General features: G+C 44.8%; 16 protein-coding genes. 6 read left to right on the forward strand and 10 right to left on the reverse strand.

The window, feature by feature from the left end:
- Nucleotides 1-170 precede the first annotated feature (170 nt).
- The 10 genes from DYD21_RS16480 to DYD21_RS16525 all read right to left on the reverse strand — a co-directional run bounded on the left by DYD21_RS16480 (nt 171) and on the right by DYD21_RS16525 (nt 7,171).
- Nucleotides 171-950 (reverse strand): lysophospholipid acyltransferase family protein, encoded by a 780-nt coding sequence (locus DYD21_RS16480; protein ID WP_116038107.1) that lies wholly within the window; start codon nt 948-950, stop codon nt 171-173.
- Between the two features lie 14 nt (nt 951-964).
- Entirely contained in the window at nt 965-1,327 is a 363-nt protein-coding gene (locus DYD21_RS16485) for a YraN family protein (RefSeq protein WP_116038108.1), read from the reverse strand.
- A 1-nt stretch (nt 1,328) separates the two neighbouring features.
- Nucleotides 1,329-1,916 carry a GbsR/MarR family transcriptional regulator gene (locus tag DYD21_RS16490; protein WP_116038109.1) on the reverse strand — a complete coding sequence of 196 codons (588 nt, stop codon included), beginning with the start codon at nt 1,914-1,916 and terminating at the stop codon, nt 1,329-1,331.
- A 9-nt stretch (nt 1,917-1,925) separates the two neighbouring features.
- Nucleotides 1,926-2,210: an FmdB family zinc ribbon protein gene (locus DYD21_RS16495; RefSeq protein ID WP_116038110.1), complete on the reverse strand. Its 285-nt coding sequence runs from the start codon at nt 2,208-2,210 to the stop codon at nt 1,926-1,928.
- Between the two features lie 92 nt (nt 2,211-2,302).
- Nucleotides 2,303-3,496, reverse strand: coding sequence for a pyridoxal phosphate-dependent aminotransferase (locus DYD21_RS16500; protein ID WP_116038111.1), 1,194 nt, complete (start codon nt 3,494-3,496; stop codon nt 2,303-2,305).
- Nucleotides 3,497-3,948: 452 nt separating this feature from the next.
- Nucleotides 3,949-4,452 carry a pantetheine-phosphate adenylyltransferase gene (gene coaD / locus DYD21_RS16505; RefSeq protein ID WP_116038112.1) on the reverse strand — a complete coding sequence of 168 codons (504 nt, stop codon included), beginning with the start codon at nt 4,450-4,452 and terminating at the stop codon, nt 3,949-3,951.
- A 9-nt stretch (nt 4,453-4,461) separates the two neighbouring features.
- Nucleotides 4,462-5,013 carry a 16S rRNA (guanine(966)-N(2))-methyltransferase RsmD gene (rsmD, locus tag DYD21_RS16510; protein ID WP_116038113.1) on the reverse strand — a complete coding sequence of 184 codons (552 nt, stop codon included), beginning with the start codon at nt 5,011-5,013 and terminating at the stop codon, nt 4,462-4,464.
- Complete coding sequence (locus tag DYD21_RS16515; protein WP_116038114.1) at nt 4,988-5,893, reverse strand: hypothetical protein; 906 nt, start codon at nt 5,891-5,893, stop codon at nt 4,988-4,990. The genes rsmD and DYD21_RS16515 overlap by 26 nt, the downstream gene beginning before the upstream one ends.
- Before the next feature lie 2 nt (nt 5,894-5,895).
- The gene (locus DYD21_RS16520; protein ID WP_116038115.1) at nt 5,896-6,372 is read right to left on the reverse strand and encodes a hypothetical protein; all 477 of its coding nucleotides are present in this window, start codon (nt 6,370-6,372) and stop codon (nt 5,896-5,898) included.
- A gap of 127 nt (nt 6,373-6,499) precedes the next feature.
- Nucleotides 6,500-7,171, reverse strand: a complete 672-nt coding sequence (locus tag DYD21_RS16525; protein WP_116038116.1) for a thiopurine S-methyltransferase — start codon at nt 7,169-7,171, stop codon at nt 6,500-6,502.
- A gap of 726 nt (nt 7,172-7,897) precedes the next feature.
- Between DYD21_RS16525 and DYD21_RS16530 the strand changes: the two genes are divergently transcribed.
- From DYD21_RS16530 to DYD21_RS16560, 6 genes are all read left to right on the forward strand, one after another.
- Nucleotides 7,898-9,211: an MATE family efflux transporter gene (locus tag DYD21_RS16530; RefSeq protein ID WP_116038117.1), complete on the forward strand. Its 1,314-nt coding sequence runs from the start codon at nt 7,898-7,900 to the stop codon at nt 9,209-9,211.
- A 724-nt stretch (nt 9,212-9,935) separates the two neighbouring features.
- Nucleotides 9,936-10,442, forward strand: a complete 507-nt coding sequence (locus tag DYD21_RS16535; protein WP_116038118.1) for a histidine phosphatase family protein — start codon at nt 9,936-9,938, stop codon at nt 10,440-10,442.
- Nucleotides 10,443-10,558: 116 nt separating this feature from the next.
- Complete coding sequence (locus DYD21_RS16540; protein WP_116038119.1) at nt 10,559-10,909, forward strand: hypothetical protein; 351 nt, start codon at nt 10,559-10,561, stop codon at nt 10,907-10,909.
- A gap of 118 nt (nt 10,910-11,027) precedes the next feature.
- Nucleotides 11,028-11,531, forward strand: coding sequence for a Dps family protein (locus tag DYD21_RS16545; RefSeq protein ID WP_233505570.1), 504 nt, complete (start codon nt 11,028-11,030; stop codon nt 11,529-11,531).
- A gap of 291 nt (nt 11,532-11,822) precedes the next feature.
- Entirely contained in the window at nt 11,823-12,635 is an 813-nt protein-coding gene (locus DYD21_RS16555; RefSeq protein WP_116038121.1) for a mechanosensitive ion channel family protein, read from the forward strand.
- 350 nt (nt 12,636-12,985) lie between these two features.
- On the forward strand, nt 12,986-13,816 hold the full coding sequence (locus tag DYD21_RS16560; RefSeq protein ID WP_116038122.1) for a mechanosensitive ion channel family protein: 831 nt from the start codon (nt 12,986-12,988) through the stop codon (nt 13,814-13,816).
- Nucleotides 13,817-13,903 lie beyond the last annotated feature (87 nt).

Below are 13,903 nucleotides of genomic sequence, written 5' to 3' on the forward strand. Positions count from 1 at the left end.
TTTATTCCAAAATTTTTTTCGATGACTCATTTTGGGTAACTCACCATTGAGTTCTCACTCAACCCAAACGCCAATATAGGTGCTGAGAATCAGAAAATGAATTAAAAATTAATCTGTCCCCGAGGGTACCTTCAGGGGAATCAAAATCTTGTTAACAACCTGCTATGAATTCACCGTTGTTTTGATGTGTCTCCTACAGTTTCTTCGGGCAATTTCAAATCTTCAGCCGCCCATGATATGTATTTTGAGCGGACTTCTGCGATTCTCTCTTCAAGTTCCTCCAGTGTCCAGCCAGAGGTATCTATTGGCGGATGGATGTGTGCTTTTATTGTACCCTTGCGCGTGAAAAGTGATCCTCCATTGCTCAAGGCCTGGTTCCCTTCAAAGTAGATTGGCACAATGGGATAACCGAGATCCATGGCAGTACGGAACGGCCCTTTTTTGAATTCACCGATTATTCCGGGGTGTTTTCTTGACCCCTCGGGAGCTGCGAATATTGAGAGTTGTTGTTTGCGAACACGGGTGTAGGCTTTTTGAAGAGTCTGAACCGCCTCTTCTGAATTTTGTCTTTTGATAAAAACCTGCCCGGTCAGCCTGCCCAGGATGAAGAAAAGCGGGTTATACTGAAGCTCCCATTTGGCAATGAATCTGGCCCTGGGCAAACCGAGTGCAAGAATACAGAAGAGGTCGAGTGTAGAGCTGTGATTTGAAATGTACACGGCCGGCGACGGCAGCGGCCGAATATGTTTTTCGATAGAAAATTGGATTCCAAGAATAAAAAAAACCGGGTATGCCAGCAGGGGGGCAACTTTTTCAATGATAAAGTTGGTAAGCCGGCCCAGCGATATCAGCAGAAGGAAAAGCACAAGAGGGGTTACAAGAAGCAAAAGCGTAAAGAAGACAATCATGGAGAGGACTGTCCTTACCCATTGTTCCGGAGTAGGCTTCATAAATACTTGTTAAATTAGCGGAATGCATCCTCAAAATGCGTGATGTCAGGAGCTTCGCTATTTTCCTGAACAATGGCAACTACATCAAACCGAATAAGTGCCGTCTCCATTTTACGTTCATAGACCCATGCTTCAGCCGCTTTTTTGATGAGTTTCTCTTTTTGCGGGGTAACATACTCCTCGGGGCGGCCAAAATATATGCCTGATCGTGATTTAACTTCTACGAAAATTATCTGAGTTCGATCAAACGCAACGATATCCACCTCAGCTTTTTCAAAATAGTAGTTGCGGTCGAGTATCAGCCATCCTTTTGATTCAAGATAGGCAGCTGCAATATCCTCTCCTTCATCGCCGATTTGTCTGCCGGTTTTAATCATGTTATGAATTTGCTGATGTGGGTTCATCACTGCCTTTCAGCGATTGATGGGCTTCTGCGAGTTTAACCAGTTTCTTCAGAAACTTGAGGTTCTTTTTGTTGATGTAGGGGAGCATCGCTTTGGTAAACCGGTCGAACATCTCAAGAAATTCAACGAAGTTTTCGATGCGTTCTTTAAAATCCGCTTCATCTTCGGTGAGATCACTGCCGGTTTCAAATAGCTCCAGGCATTCAATAAGATTCTGTTGAATAGGCGCAATTTCGCGCTGTTGCCTTTCGTGAATCAGGATAGCTACGATATTCCAGACATCCTTTTCAGCAGTGTAGAAATCTTTTCGTTTCCCCTTAAAATGAACCTTATTGATCAGCTGCCACTGTTTTAAGTTGCGCAGGTTCATGTTGGCATTCCCCCGGCTGATGTGGAGGCGTTCCATGATGGTATCCGTATCGAGCGGTTCACTTTCAGCGTATAATAGAGCGTGAATCTGGGCCATCGTTTTATTGATGCCCCAGGCTGAAGCCATCTCTCCCCAGAGCAGCACGAACTGTTCGGAAGCTTTTTTATAACGTTCAGATCGTTCTTCAGGCATGCATTCAGGTTAATCGTTCGACTTGCTGTCGTTACCGGCACCAGCGGGCTTTTCTGCCGTCGATGATGAAGAGGATGATGATTCTTTGGTTTCTGATGAGCCGTTACCTTTTGAGCCATTATTGTAGTCAGTTACGTAAAAGCCCGACCCTTTGAATACGAGTCCGGTTCCGCCGCTGATCATTCGTTTTACAGGCTGGCCCGTTGTAGGGCAAACTGTAAGTGCATCATCTGACATGGATTGAAAAACTTCAAAAGTGGTACCATCTTCACGTTTATATTCGTACGTAGGCATAGGAGAATGTCATGCTTTAAAATTCAGGAATAAGTTACGGAGTACACGCAGCATAAAATGTGCCAAAATTGATTCGCGGAACAAAATGGCGGTTATGAAAGTGAATCAAACCCGTTTTTAAGGCGTATTACCGCTTCTTTGAGTTGCTCAATAGATGATGCGTAACTCAATCTCAGTCCGCCGGGTTCCCCGAATGCGTCTCCGGGAACGGCCGCTACACCGTGCTTTTCGAGCAGGTACATGCAGAGATCTGTAGAGGTTTCCATCTTTGTGCCACTTGGTGTTGTTTTGCCGAGAAATGCCTGGATATCCGGGAAAATGTAGAATGCACCTGATGGAGTAAAGCAATCGACTCCCTCAATTTCGTTGAGCGCTTTTACCATAAAATCGCGCCGTTCTTTGAAGGCTTCCCTCATTTTTGCGACGGGTGCCATCGTTCCGGTATACGCGGCAAGACCTGCTTTTTGTGATATAGAGGATGGCGCAGAGGTCTCCTGGCTCTGAATTTTTGCGAGCGCTGAAATAATGGGTTTGGGGCCGGCAGCATAGCCGAGTCTCCACCCTGTCATGGCAAATCCTTTTGAAAATCCGTTAATCAGAACGGTGCGATCTTTCAATTCAGGTGCTGCATTCAAAATGCCCACATGTTCGCCGGAAAAGACAATGTATTCGTAGATCTCATCAGAAAAGATGAGGATGTCCGGATGTTCTTTTAGCACCTCTGCAATCTCTTTGAGTTCTTTCAGGGTGTAACAGGCTCCGGTTGGATTGCTTGGCGAGCAGAGGATGATTGCCCGGGTTTTAGGTGTGATACTGTCGCGAAGCTGTTCAGCTGTTAACTTGAAGTGTGTCCCGTAGGTTGTTCGAATAGGTACGGGTGTTCCCTGCGCCATTTTCACCATTTCGGGATATGAAACCCAATACGGTGCGGGGATGAGTACTTCGTCGCCCGGGTTGATCGTGGCGAGAATTGCAAAACCAACCGACTGCTTGGCACCGTTTGAAAGTACAATCTGGTCGGGAGAGTAGTCCAGGCCGTTGTCCCGCTTTAATTTTTCAACGATCGCTTCACGGAGTTCAGGCATTCCGGCATTCATAGTGTAGCCGTGAAATCCCTCAGTAATGGCTTCGATGGCGGCGTTGCAGATATGAGCTGGTGTTTTGAAGTCGGGTTCTCCAGCGCTCAGGGAGATAATGGAGACACCTTCCCGGGCAAGCTCTTTGGCACGTCCGGAAATTTTCATCGTTTGAGATTCAGAAAGTTGTTCTGCGCGTGTAGAGATCATTGGGTATTGGGTTTAATCTTAAAAGGTACGTTTAGGTGATGCAATCCAGACATGCTGTGCATTTTTACCATTTAGGGTCCACAGTCCCGAAGTTTCGGGGTTGCGGGTGATTTTTTTTCAGGCTAATAAAATATGCTTGCATAATAATTGGAATAAAGCAGAGAATCTGAAATATTGGAAATTATGTTTGCCACGAAGTGTATGAAAATCAGTTAGCTAACCTTCGTGAAATCTTTGTGTTTTCGAGCCTTTGTGGTAAAATACTTGATGGTTTGATGCCCATAATTCTATCAATTTTGTCAGATCTCTCATAGAAATACAATGCTATGATCTTCGTTTACTTTCAGTTCCAAAACTTCGGGGTTGCAGAACCACCATTTATTTCTAAAATCACATCAGATTGATCCGCATAAAGAACTGTATGATAGGGAAAATTCAGCATACAGCGCAGATCACTTCGATTTATATTTTTCAAGAATTTTGGTATGGATATTTGGCGGAACAAAGCTGCTGACGTCGCCTCCCCATTTCGCTACCTCTTTCACAATAGAGGATGAGGTGATGGCGTGGTTTTCATCGGGCATCATAAAAACGGTATCGAGTTCTGGAGATAGTCGCCGGTTGGTGAGTGCCATCTGAAATTCGTACTCAAAATCAGAAATCTGACGAACACCCCGCAGCAGAACAGACGCCTTTTTTTTGGCGGCAAAATCGATCAGCAGCCCGGTAAACTGTTCCACAACGATTTGACTGCTCCAGGGTTGATCTTTCACAGCGTTCAGAATTTGTTGCTCCCGCTCCTCACCCGTAAACAGAGTCTCCTTTTTGCTGTTTACCGCAATAGTAATAATCACACGATCAAATATTTTTGATGCGCGCTGAACAAGATCGAGGTGCCCGTTGGTAAAGGGATCAAAAGAGCCGGGATAAAGTGCAATTTTCAGGTCGTCAGACATGTTTCCGCGTTAAGTGATGGATTCATCCCGTGTGAAAAACGAGGCGATGGTTCTCCCATACGGTTTTACATACGCACACAGTGGATGTTCTGAAAAATCGTGCCGCTTATCGTGTTCAAGAATAAACCAACCGTCATCTTCCAACACGTTTCCGTTAAGCACCAGGTCAATGATACCTTCCATGTAAAAATAGTCGTAGGGCGGATCAGCAAAGATAAAATCAAACGTTTCCTGCGGCTGTTCAAGGTACTCTTCAACGGCCATAACACGGGTAGAGATTTTATCGGCCACTCCAAATGACTCTGCAATTTTTTCGATATGCCGAATGTGCTCATGTTCCCTGTCTAAAAACAGAACCTGAGAGGAGCCACGGGAGATCGCTTCAAATCCAAGATTTCCGCTGCCGGCAAAAAGATCAAGAACGCGGGTAGATTCAAAATACCTGCGTGCGGATATCGTGGAGAAAATGCCCTCTTTCGTTCGATCGGATGTAGGGCGGAGCAGGTCGGTATTTGGAGCCGGTATATTTCGGCCTTTAAGAGTTCCGGTGATGATTCGCATGATCAGGTCCGCTTTGTTCGTCCTTATAGTTTAAACTTAACAAAATTGCAGGAAAGGCGCGTTCTAACCGGAATCCGTATGTTTTTTCCGGTGCGGTAACCTGCATCTGGCTGAGCGTGCTCATTACATACTGTTCCCCTGTTTCATCACGATAGGGTGTGATGATATCGCGAATTTCAGGAGCGTTAAATCCAAAATAGTAAACCTGCTCGTGAATTCCGCGCATCCACGACTGCCGGCTGGCATAAAGTTTCCAAAGATATGGCAGGTCTGCGGCATCATCAAACGGAATGAGCGTACAGCCGCGCAGTTTGCCCAGCAGGAATGAAGAGATAGAGATAAATTTTCTTCCGCAATGCATCATCAGGAAAGAACCGTTGATATTTGTGTGCTGCTGCCATTCGCTTCCCAGTTCAAAATCGGATACGTATTCGGTTTGCTCAATACTGCCCAGCAGATTCCTGAACCCTTTTAAGGTATCTGAGTTTCGGATCAGCAGCAGGCGAAAATCAACGTTGCTGAGTGAATACCAGGTTATCTCGAGTTTGTTGCGGTCTGTATCAGGTACCAGGGTGCGGATGTGTGATTCCCGTTCACTGGTGTCTTCATAAACGAAACGCGGCAGAAGTGTGCGGCACTCTTCGGTTGCGGGGGATAAAATACGGACAGAGCGGCAATTAAACCGCTCTTTGAGCTCCCGTATTGAATTTTTTATTCCGGAGAACGATTCACCGTCTCCATGCACAACAGCCTGCTGCACATCAAAATTGAAATCAAATGCACCAATGTGCCTGACTGAAGAGATGGTGCCCGGCTGGTTTACCGAATAGAAAAGCTGATTATCGGAAAAACAGATTCCCAGGCATACATCATCGGTCATTATTAATTCCAGTTTGGAGCATTCAGCATGGTTGTACTTTGCAGATCTCCAATACGATCGTCTGTGCCGGGGTTTTCGAGAAGGTACAGGCGCGGACGAATTGTGTCGTTCAGCGTGTACTCAAATCGATTGTGCGGCGGTCTCGGAGAGTAAACAACAGAATCGGGATCGTATGTAGAAGGAGGCCGGAATGCAAACATTTCGGGACCGTTGGCAACCATTACAGAATCATTCTTCAGAAATGCAACCAGGCTGTCAAGTCCTCCATCTGTTGGCGGGAAGTTTCCACGGCGATTTCTGTACTGTACAAGGGCATCGCGGGTGACTTCCATACGGTGACGTTCACGTTCAACCATCTCACGTTCATCCAGAACTTCCTGGTAGGGATCCATGAGTGACCTGTAGAGGAAATAACTCATTCCAATAATAATAACGCCGAGAAGAATTGTTAACAGCTGGTTACGCTTGTCTATATCCATGAGATAGTGTATTACGTTTTACGCAGTTTGTGAAATTGAAAAGGAAAATAAATGCAGGTAGGCTTACATGCAACTTTCAAGAAGATAACAGGCAAAAAAGAAATAAAAAGATAAAAGTTGTTGTCAATCACATGTTTTGCAGGGGATTGAGCAAAAGAAGTTGTTCTTTTAGGTTAGATTTCAGGCCTCTTCTTACAAAAGGGATGGAATTTTTTGAAGGGATTGTGTTTTCTTCCAGTAATGTGAAGGTGTAGCGTGCGGCAAAATAGGTTTGCAACTCTTCCATCGGCACACTGAAAGGCGGACCGGGCATCTGCTCCTGAGGATAGATAAAGTGATGCAGCAGAATGGGGGTGGTGTCGCCGGCGATGGTTAGAACTTTCTCAGCATAACGTTGTCTCATCGGCTTTGGGAGGGCCACCAGGGCGGCTTTGTCATAAATCAGGTCAAATTTTCCATTCTTTTTTTCCGGAAACTTAAAGAAATCGCCTTCCCAGATAGTGATCCGCCCGGAACGGAAAAGGGTAAATCCTGCGAATTGATCCATTGTATAGTCCCGGTTGTTCTCAATCATAAAATCATCAATGGCCACTCGCGATATTTCAACGCCGGTTACGGTGGCTCCAAGATGTTCGAGTATAATCAAGTCGAGACTTTTTCCGCTTAGCGGCACGAGAACGGAGGGATGTTCGGGCAAGCCAAGATTTGGCCATTGCTTTTCAAGAGAGGGATAACCATCGGGCATGTGGAATCCGGTTTTCCCCTTTTTCCATCTGCTTTGCCAGTAACTCAGTTCCATATTTCTGGTTTTAATGATGCAGATTTAAGGGTATTTTTGTCAGCTTTAGAATGCATTTATACAATTGAACTAACACGATACAGAGCCCACGAGGTATCAACTTGAAGCCAATAACTTTATAAGTTAAGTATGAATTTTTTAAGGAGTGTGCCTCCTTCGAAGGTAATGTCACTAACAATAGCCAAATATGGTTTATTCTCCTGATACTTTTGAACGGTCAAAAGTATCCAAAACCCGCCGGGCTGGTGACTCCTTCAGTCGGGATTTGCGGTACGTTTTGCGATGTAAAAACAAAGGTCCATATCACTTATTGATAGTAATCTAAGATTTGGCCGGTAGTTTTTACAAACATCGCATGCACTCCCCGCAAATCAATCACCTCCTTCAGTAATCAAAGGCCGGTGAATCTTGGGCAAACAATTGGATCATGAGTCACAATAAAACTGAAATGTATAATTACAATGTAAGTGACATTGCAATTGAGGGGAGAATCGGGGATGATCAACTGTGCTCCAGAAAAAGTATTTGGACTGTTTTGAACTTAAAAATCATCTTACTGCTCTTTCCGTTCACTTTTCCCCTTCCCCAGAATGGATACTCTTCATTATTTCCGATCCATAGGGGCAGGGAATTAAATCAATTAAGATTAAATTAGTCCGCAAAGTAAAGTGAATCTACGCATAACAAGAACCGGGTTTGATCTGATTTCTGCAACCGAGGCGACTGTTGAATAAAAAAATATTACACCTGGCTGTACCCAATGTGATCAGCAACCTGTCCGTACCTCTGCTTGGGGTTGTGGATACGGCCCTTGTGGGTCACCTGGATGAGGTGTACTATCTTGGAGCACTTGCGGTTGGTGGGATGATATTTAACTTCCTGTTCTGGGGATTCGGGTTTTTGAGAATGGGCACAACGGGGCTGACGGCCCAGGAATACGGCAGCAGAAACCGCACCGGAATGATGATGATGCTTGCAAGGGTTCAGTTCATAGCCTTGATAATTGGCATTTGTTTGATTCTGTTACGTGAGCCCATCGCACTGCTTAGTTTTATAATTATTGAGAGTGGCCCTGAAGTGCAGCAGTATGCACTTGAGTATTACGACATCCGCATCTTTACAGCCCCTGCTGTGCTGGCACTTTACGGAATCAACGGGTGGTTCCTGGGCATGCAGAATGCCCGTTTTCCGATGATCATCACCATCGTGCTGAATCTGCTGAACCTCGGCCTTAATATTTATTTTATACAGGTCCTGGGAATGCATGTGGATGGTGTGGCGTGGGGTACGGTGATCTCTACCTACCTGGCATTGGCACTTGCCATCAGCCTGTTTCTTTACCAGTACCGGCGCTATATCAGCCATTATGTGAAAAGTAAACTGATTGATGCAGATGAAATCCGAAAATTTTTCTCCGTTAACCGAGATATTTTTATACGCACTTTATGCCTGATATTCACCTTTTCCTTTTTTACGGCTAAATCCGCTGAGCAGGGAGATCTGATTCTTGCTGCCAACACTATTCTGCTTCAGCTCTGGATGGTGGCATCATATGGAATTGACGGATTTGCGTATGCTGCCGAAAGCCTGATCGGAAAGTACAAAGGAGCGGGTAACAAGGCACTCCTGAAAAAAGCGGTAAACTATAACCTGGTATGGGGGCTGTCGATTGGAGTTGCCGGATCTTTGATTTACGGCTTGTTTGATCAGCAGATACTCAACCTGTTTACGGATAAGCAGGAGGTGATTGCACTCGCTCTCAGCGTGGTCTTCTGGACCATTCTGGCCCCGTTTATATCCAGTATTTGCTACATACTGGACGGCGTATTTATCGGAGCTACAGAAACCGGACCGATGCGGAATACAATGGTTGCAGCCACCACACTTTTCTTTTTGCCGACATATTACATCGGAACATGGGCTTTTGGAGTTCATGGCCTGTGGCTGGCAATGGTGCTATTTATGGCTGTCCGCGGAGCAGCGCTGGCCCTATACCTCCCCCGCACGATCTACAGAAAGATCGAGGAAATGAATAACTAAAAATCCCAGATGGGCACGTACCCCGGTTCGCCGAACCGGGACGACTCATCACCCAAACAACGAATCATCATCCAAATCGATTCGGAAACAATCATAACCATGAAATTTTTTGGACTCCAATAAACGTTTGGGTATCGTTGTAGAATGAATTAAGCAGTTTCAAAACAGTTACATTAGTAGTGATTTTGATTTGTCGGGTTAAGGAAATTGCCTCATACGCTGACTTCCCGTCATCGGATGAGTGAATCGGGCTACATATTACTCTGTCATCTTATGCGATGGATAATGTACAGGCCGGACAATTCACCGGATGAAGCGAATTCATCCGGTGAAGATTTGAAGCAAACATACCCGTCGATACATCAATGACACGATAATTGTGTACTGAGAAAATTAATTTATCTGTATTAAGTCATCAGATGAGTTTTTTGAGAACCACTTTGAATAATTATTTATCCAACTTTTCTAGAGGGTGTGAGCAAATACTTAATCAAAGATATCAGCCATTTATTTTTACCGCGAAGACGCAAAGCCACGAGGGTACACGAAGTATTACAAAATCAAATTACTATCCTTCGTGAATCTTTGTGTCATCGTGAGTTCGTGGTGAATTTATAATTCTCAATAAGTATTGATACATTATTTTCTCACATCCTTTCTAAGGGGGGCACTTTTGATGTCATTATTTAAGATTCGAACTAAGGCTTAAACCAAATATTTCAAGATGTCAGAAAAGAAAACCATTCTGTTTATGCGTCACGCCAAGTCATCATGGGCTGATTCCGCGCAGAAAGATTTTGATCGACCGCTGAATAAACGCGGTAAACGCGACGCTCCGGCAATGGGGCGTTATTTGAAGGAACAGGGGGTTGTGCCGGATTATATTGTAAGTTCAGCCGCGCAGCGCGCGAGGGAAACCGTGCTTCTGCTTGCGTACGCACAAGGGCAGGGTGAAAATATTATAAGCTGGAACGAAGATCTTTACTATGAAGGAGCGGATGCCTATCTGCAGGCAGTTCGGAGGGCTCCGGAAAGTGCTTTGACTATACTGGTGGCTGGTCACAATCCATCGGTAGAACGAGTGGTTGCGCGCCTGGTTGACAAACGTACTAACCTGACATTCACAACGGCAAATATTGCATGTTTTGAAACATCAGCAGAAAGGTGGAAAGATACCGGCCCGGAAAACTGCACATTCAAATGGCTCGTAACACCAAATGATATTGAGTGAGTCAGACCGGCACCCTGTTGAAAATATACCGGCAGGTTTACGGGTTTAATGTGTGATGATCTGCAAAATACGTTATATTACAGAATTGGAATTTGTAACCGAATTGAATTGAGAAGATGATTTATAAGCAAAAGTTTTTTTATCTCTGTAAAACTCCGCTGAGTGCCGAGGGTCCTGCTGACGTAGAAGTCCTGGACCGAGCGGATGACAGTCTCCAGTTTCCTGAACTGTTTAAGAAATTTGAAGAATTTCGCTCTCACGCATTTAATGAAGATAATCTCTACAGTATCGTCAGGGCGGATGACATTTTCGAGCTGGTTCGAACCGGTACGGAAACGGAAGCCAAAGAGGAAGCTTACGAGAGAGCAGAACAAGAGATTGTAACCAATTTGCAGCATCGTGTGGTGCAAAAGAACGATGAAAATGCGCGGGCGATCCTAAAAGAAGTCCATGAAATTGAGGCCTGATTTGTAAATGGCCTGCCCGGTAAATACAGGTGTTCTATTGGAATGATTTTTACGGTTTTTTTGTGATGAGGTAACACGTTAAGATTTAATCTTTCACAAAAAAAATCAGGATAGTTTCATGAGTTCAACAACAGTCGTAAACGGACAGAAAGATATGGAAATCAACATCGGTATTTCAGATTCGAACAGGGAGAAAATAGCGATGGGTATCTCGAAGATACTGGCCGACAGTTATATGGTCTACCTGAAAACGCACAACTACCACTGGAATGTTACGGGCCCCCACTTTCACTCTCTTCACGAGCAATTTGAAGAGCAGTATACGGAACTGGCTGCGGCGATTGATGACATTGCAGAACGAATTCGTGCTCTCGGCCACCGTGCGCCCGGCTCATTCAGGGAATACCAGGAGCTGACCTCAATTGAGGAGGATACCGACCAGCCGGATTCGATGGAGATGGTTCGCCGTTTAGCCGTAGATAACGAAACCATACTGCGAACAGCGCGTGAAGCCCTGCCGGCATGCGAAGAGGCGGGTGACGAAGCTTCCATCGATATGATTACAGAAAGACTGCACGTTCATTCCAAAACGGCCTGGATGCTGAGAAGTCATCTGGAGTGATCTTAGCCCACAATAGCTGAATAATATTCCAAGCCGGTCCGGATTTCCGGGCCGGCTTTTTTTTGTGATTTTGCACCCATCAAACCGAAATGGCAATATTTCTCATAAAATCTCAACATCAGTCTAAAACATTGCTGCTCAAAAACGGGTTCAGGTTTTGGCAGAATAAATTTTAAAATGAATAATTTCATTCGTTTATTGCCGGAGTTATATCCCAATGACAAACTGAAAAAGTACTGGTTTTCGAATTTGGTTTAACAGCTGCGTTAATTTCAAACAAATAGAACAATTATGGATTCAATACAAGATGTGAACTTTACAGAAATTGTGATGACATACGGACCCAATATTCTTTGGGCAATTCTTACGCTTGTTATCGGTTTATGGATTGTGAAGCTGATTAGCCAGGGAATCCGGCGAGGTTTGGATAAAGGGGAGACAGATGAGACACTGAAAGGTTTTCTGGTTAGCTTTCTTACCATACTTTTGAAAATCCTGGTATACATCACTGCACTTGGCATGCTGGGTGTAGAGATGACATCTTTTATTGCCATACTTGGTGCAGCGGGTCTTGCCGTTGGCCTGGCGCTGTCCGGGACATTGCAAAATTTTGCCGGCGGAGTGATGATTCTCTTTTTCAAGCCTTTCAGAGTAGGGCATTTTATTGAAGCCCAGGGACACATGGGAACCGTAAAAGAGATCCAGATTTTTGTTACCATACTCACATCACCCGACAATAAAACCATATTGATCCCCAACGGCCCGCTGGCTACCGGATCGATGACGAACTTTTCGCGGCAACCTACAAGGCGTGTTGACTGGACGTTTGGGATCGGTTACGGAGATGATCTCGATAAAGCGTATGAGGTAATTAAGCGGCTCCTGGGAGGCGATGAGCGGATACTTGAAGATCCTGAGCCGTTTATGGCGCTTAAAGAACTGGGTGACAGTTCTGTGGATATCACCGTTAGGGCATGGGTGAATGCATCCGATTACTGGCCCGTTTATTTCCGGATGAATGAAGAGGTCTACAAAACGTTTGACAAAGAAGGATTGTCCATTCCGTTTCCGCAGCGCGATGTTCATATTCATAACCCGGAGTGATCTCTGACCGGGAAAGCCCTTATGCAAACGAATGGATCATTCTACAAAATCCGCCGGGGGAAATTCTGGCGGATTTTTACGTTTAAACACAACAAGGAAGGAGATGCCTCGCCGGGGCATGACATGACATAATTGTTGGCGAACATTCTTAACTAACGCCCTTTTTGGGCTGTTTTTGGTGAAATCTGACAAACTTATACATCGAACTCACGTTTTAAACTAAACATAGCCCGTTCATAAAAAATGAACGCTACGATATCTGATTTTGATTATACGTTGGGTTGATAATCAGTACAACTCAATAAAAACAGCAATTTTTTAACAGATTTAGGAAAAGAGACATCACATAAATGGATTTATTTGACAGTTTAGGAGATAATTCAGAAGTCGTAACTGCTTTCTTTTTAACTCACGCGATGAGTGTAATCGGTGCAATCATCATCCTGATCGCGGGCTATATTATTGCCGGATGGGCGGGGAAAAGAGTAAAAGATGCTACATCAAAGTCAGGGAAATTTGATGATACACTTGTTCCGGTGTTGTCGCAGACCACCCGTGTAGTAATTCTCGTGATAACATTTCTGCTGGTTCTGGGGCAGTTTGGTGTTCAGACCGCAAGCATCATCGCAGTTTTGGGTGCTGCCGGCCTTGCGGTGGGTCTTGCCCTGCAGGGGACGCTCAGCAATGTTGCTGCCGGAATGATGCTGCTGATTTTGCGCCCGTTTAAAGTGGGGGATGCTGTGAATGTGGCTGGAACCTTTGGGATTGTGGATGAAGTGAGGCTTTTTACGACAGAGATGCACAGTTTCGATAACATCGGGATTACCATGCCGAATTCACGCGTTTGGGGACAGGAGATACAAAACCTTTCCAAATTTGAAAATCGAAGAGTGGATATGGAATTTGGAATCTCCTACCGCGATGATATGGATAAGGCGATTGCGCTGATTAAAGAAGTTCTGGATGCCGATGAACGTGTGATGGCGGAACCCGAGCCTTTAATCGCTGTATCTGAGCTGGGTGACAGCTCGGTAATGATCCGTGTGCGGCCATGGACCGAAACCAAAAATGTATGGCCTCTGCGCTATCATATCACGAAAAGCATCAAAGAGAAATTCGATTCTAATGGTGTAAGTATTCCGTTTCCGCAGCGGGATGTTCACTTATTCAAAAAGAATTAATTTAAAGCCGGAGAATGGATCTCCGGAAACTTTGCAATAGTTACAGGGTTTAAATGGTTATAGAGCCGTAAGGTATTTGGTCTGATT

Origin of the sequence: Rhodohalobacter sp. SW132 (genome assembly GCF_003390325.1) — a bacterium.
Classification (GTDB): domain Bacteria; phylum Bacteroidota; class Rhodothermia; order Balneolales; family Balneolaceae; genus SW132.

What these genes read in the sequence shown, in the direction of transcription:
- DYD21_RS16500 (WP_116038111.1), bottom strand. Translation starts at nt 3,496, where the DNA reads ATGATCTCTACACGCGCAGAACAACTTTCTGAATCTCAAACGATGAAA.
- DYD21_RS16520 (WP_116038115.1), bottom strand. Translation starts at nt 6,372, where the DNA reads ATGGATATAGACAAGCGTAACCAGCTGTTAACAATTCTTCTCGGCGTT.
- rsmD (WP_116038113.1), bottom strand. Translation starts at nt 5,013, where the DNA reads ATGCGAATCATCACCGGAACTCTTAAAGGCCGAAATATACCGGCTCCA.
- DYD21_RS16485 (WP_116038108.1), bottom strand. Translation starts at nt 1,327, where the DNA reads ATGATTAAAACCGGCAGACAAATCGGCGATGAAGGAGAGGATATTGCA.
- DYD21_RS16515 (WP_116038114.1), bottom strand. Translation starts at nt 5,893, where the DNA reads ATGACCGATGATGTATGCCTGGGAATCTGTTTTTCCGATAATCAGCTT.
- DYD21_RS16490 (WP_116038109.1), bottom strand. Translation starts at nt 1,916, where the DNA reads ATGCCTGAAGAACGATCTGAACGTTATAAAAAAGCTTCCGAACAGTTC.
- DYD21_RS16540 (WP_116038119.1), top strand. Translation starts at nt 10,559, where the DNA reads ATGATTTATAAGCAAAAGTTTTTTTATCTCTGTAAAACTCCGCTGAGT.
- DYD21_RS16560 (WP_116038122.1), top strand. Translation starts at nt 12,986, where the DNA reads ATGGATTTATTTGACAGTTTAGGAGATAATTCAGAAGTCGTAACTGCT.
- DYD21_RS16525 (WP_116038116.1), bottom strand. Translation starts at nt 7,171, where the DNA reads ATGGAACTGAGTTACTGGCAAAGCAGATGGAAAAAGGGGAAAACCGGA.
- DYD21_RS16480 (WP_116038107.1), bottom strand. Translation starts at nt 950, where the DNA reads ATGAAGCCTACTCCGGAACAATGGGTAAGGACAGTCCTCTCCATGATT.
- DYD21_RS16545 (WP_233505570.1), top strand. Translation starts at nt 11,028, where the DNA reads ATGAGTTCAACAACAGTCGTAAACGGACAGAAAGATATGGAAATCAAC.
- DYD21_RS16495 (WP_116038110.1), bottom strand. Translation starts at nt 2,210, where the DNA reads ATGCCTACGTACGAATATAAACGTGAAGATGGTACCACTTTTGAAGTT.
- DYD21_RS16535 (WP_116038118.1), top strand. Translation starts at nt 9,936, where the DNA reads ATGTCAGAAAAGAAAACCATTCTGTTTATGCGTCACGCCAAGTCATCA.
- coaD (WP_116038112.1), bottom strand. Translation starts at nt 4,452, where the DNA reads ATGTCTGACGACCTGAAAATTGCACTTTATCCCGGCTCTTTTGATCCC.
- DYD21_RS16555 (WP_116038121.1), top strand. Translation starts at nt 11,823, where the DNA reads ATGGATTCAATACAAGATGTGAACTTTACAGAAATTGTGATGACATAC.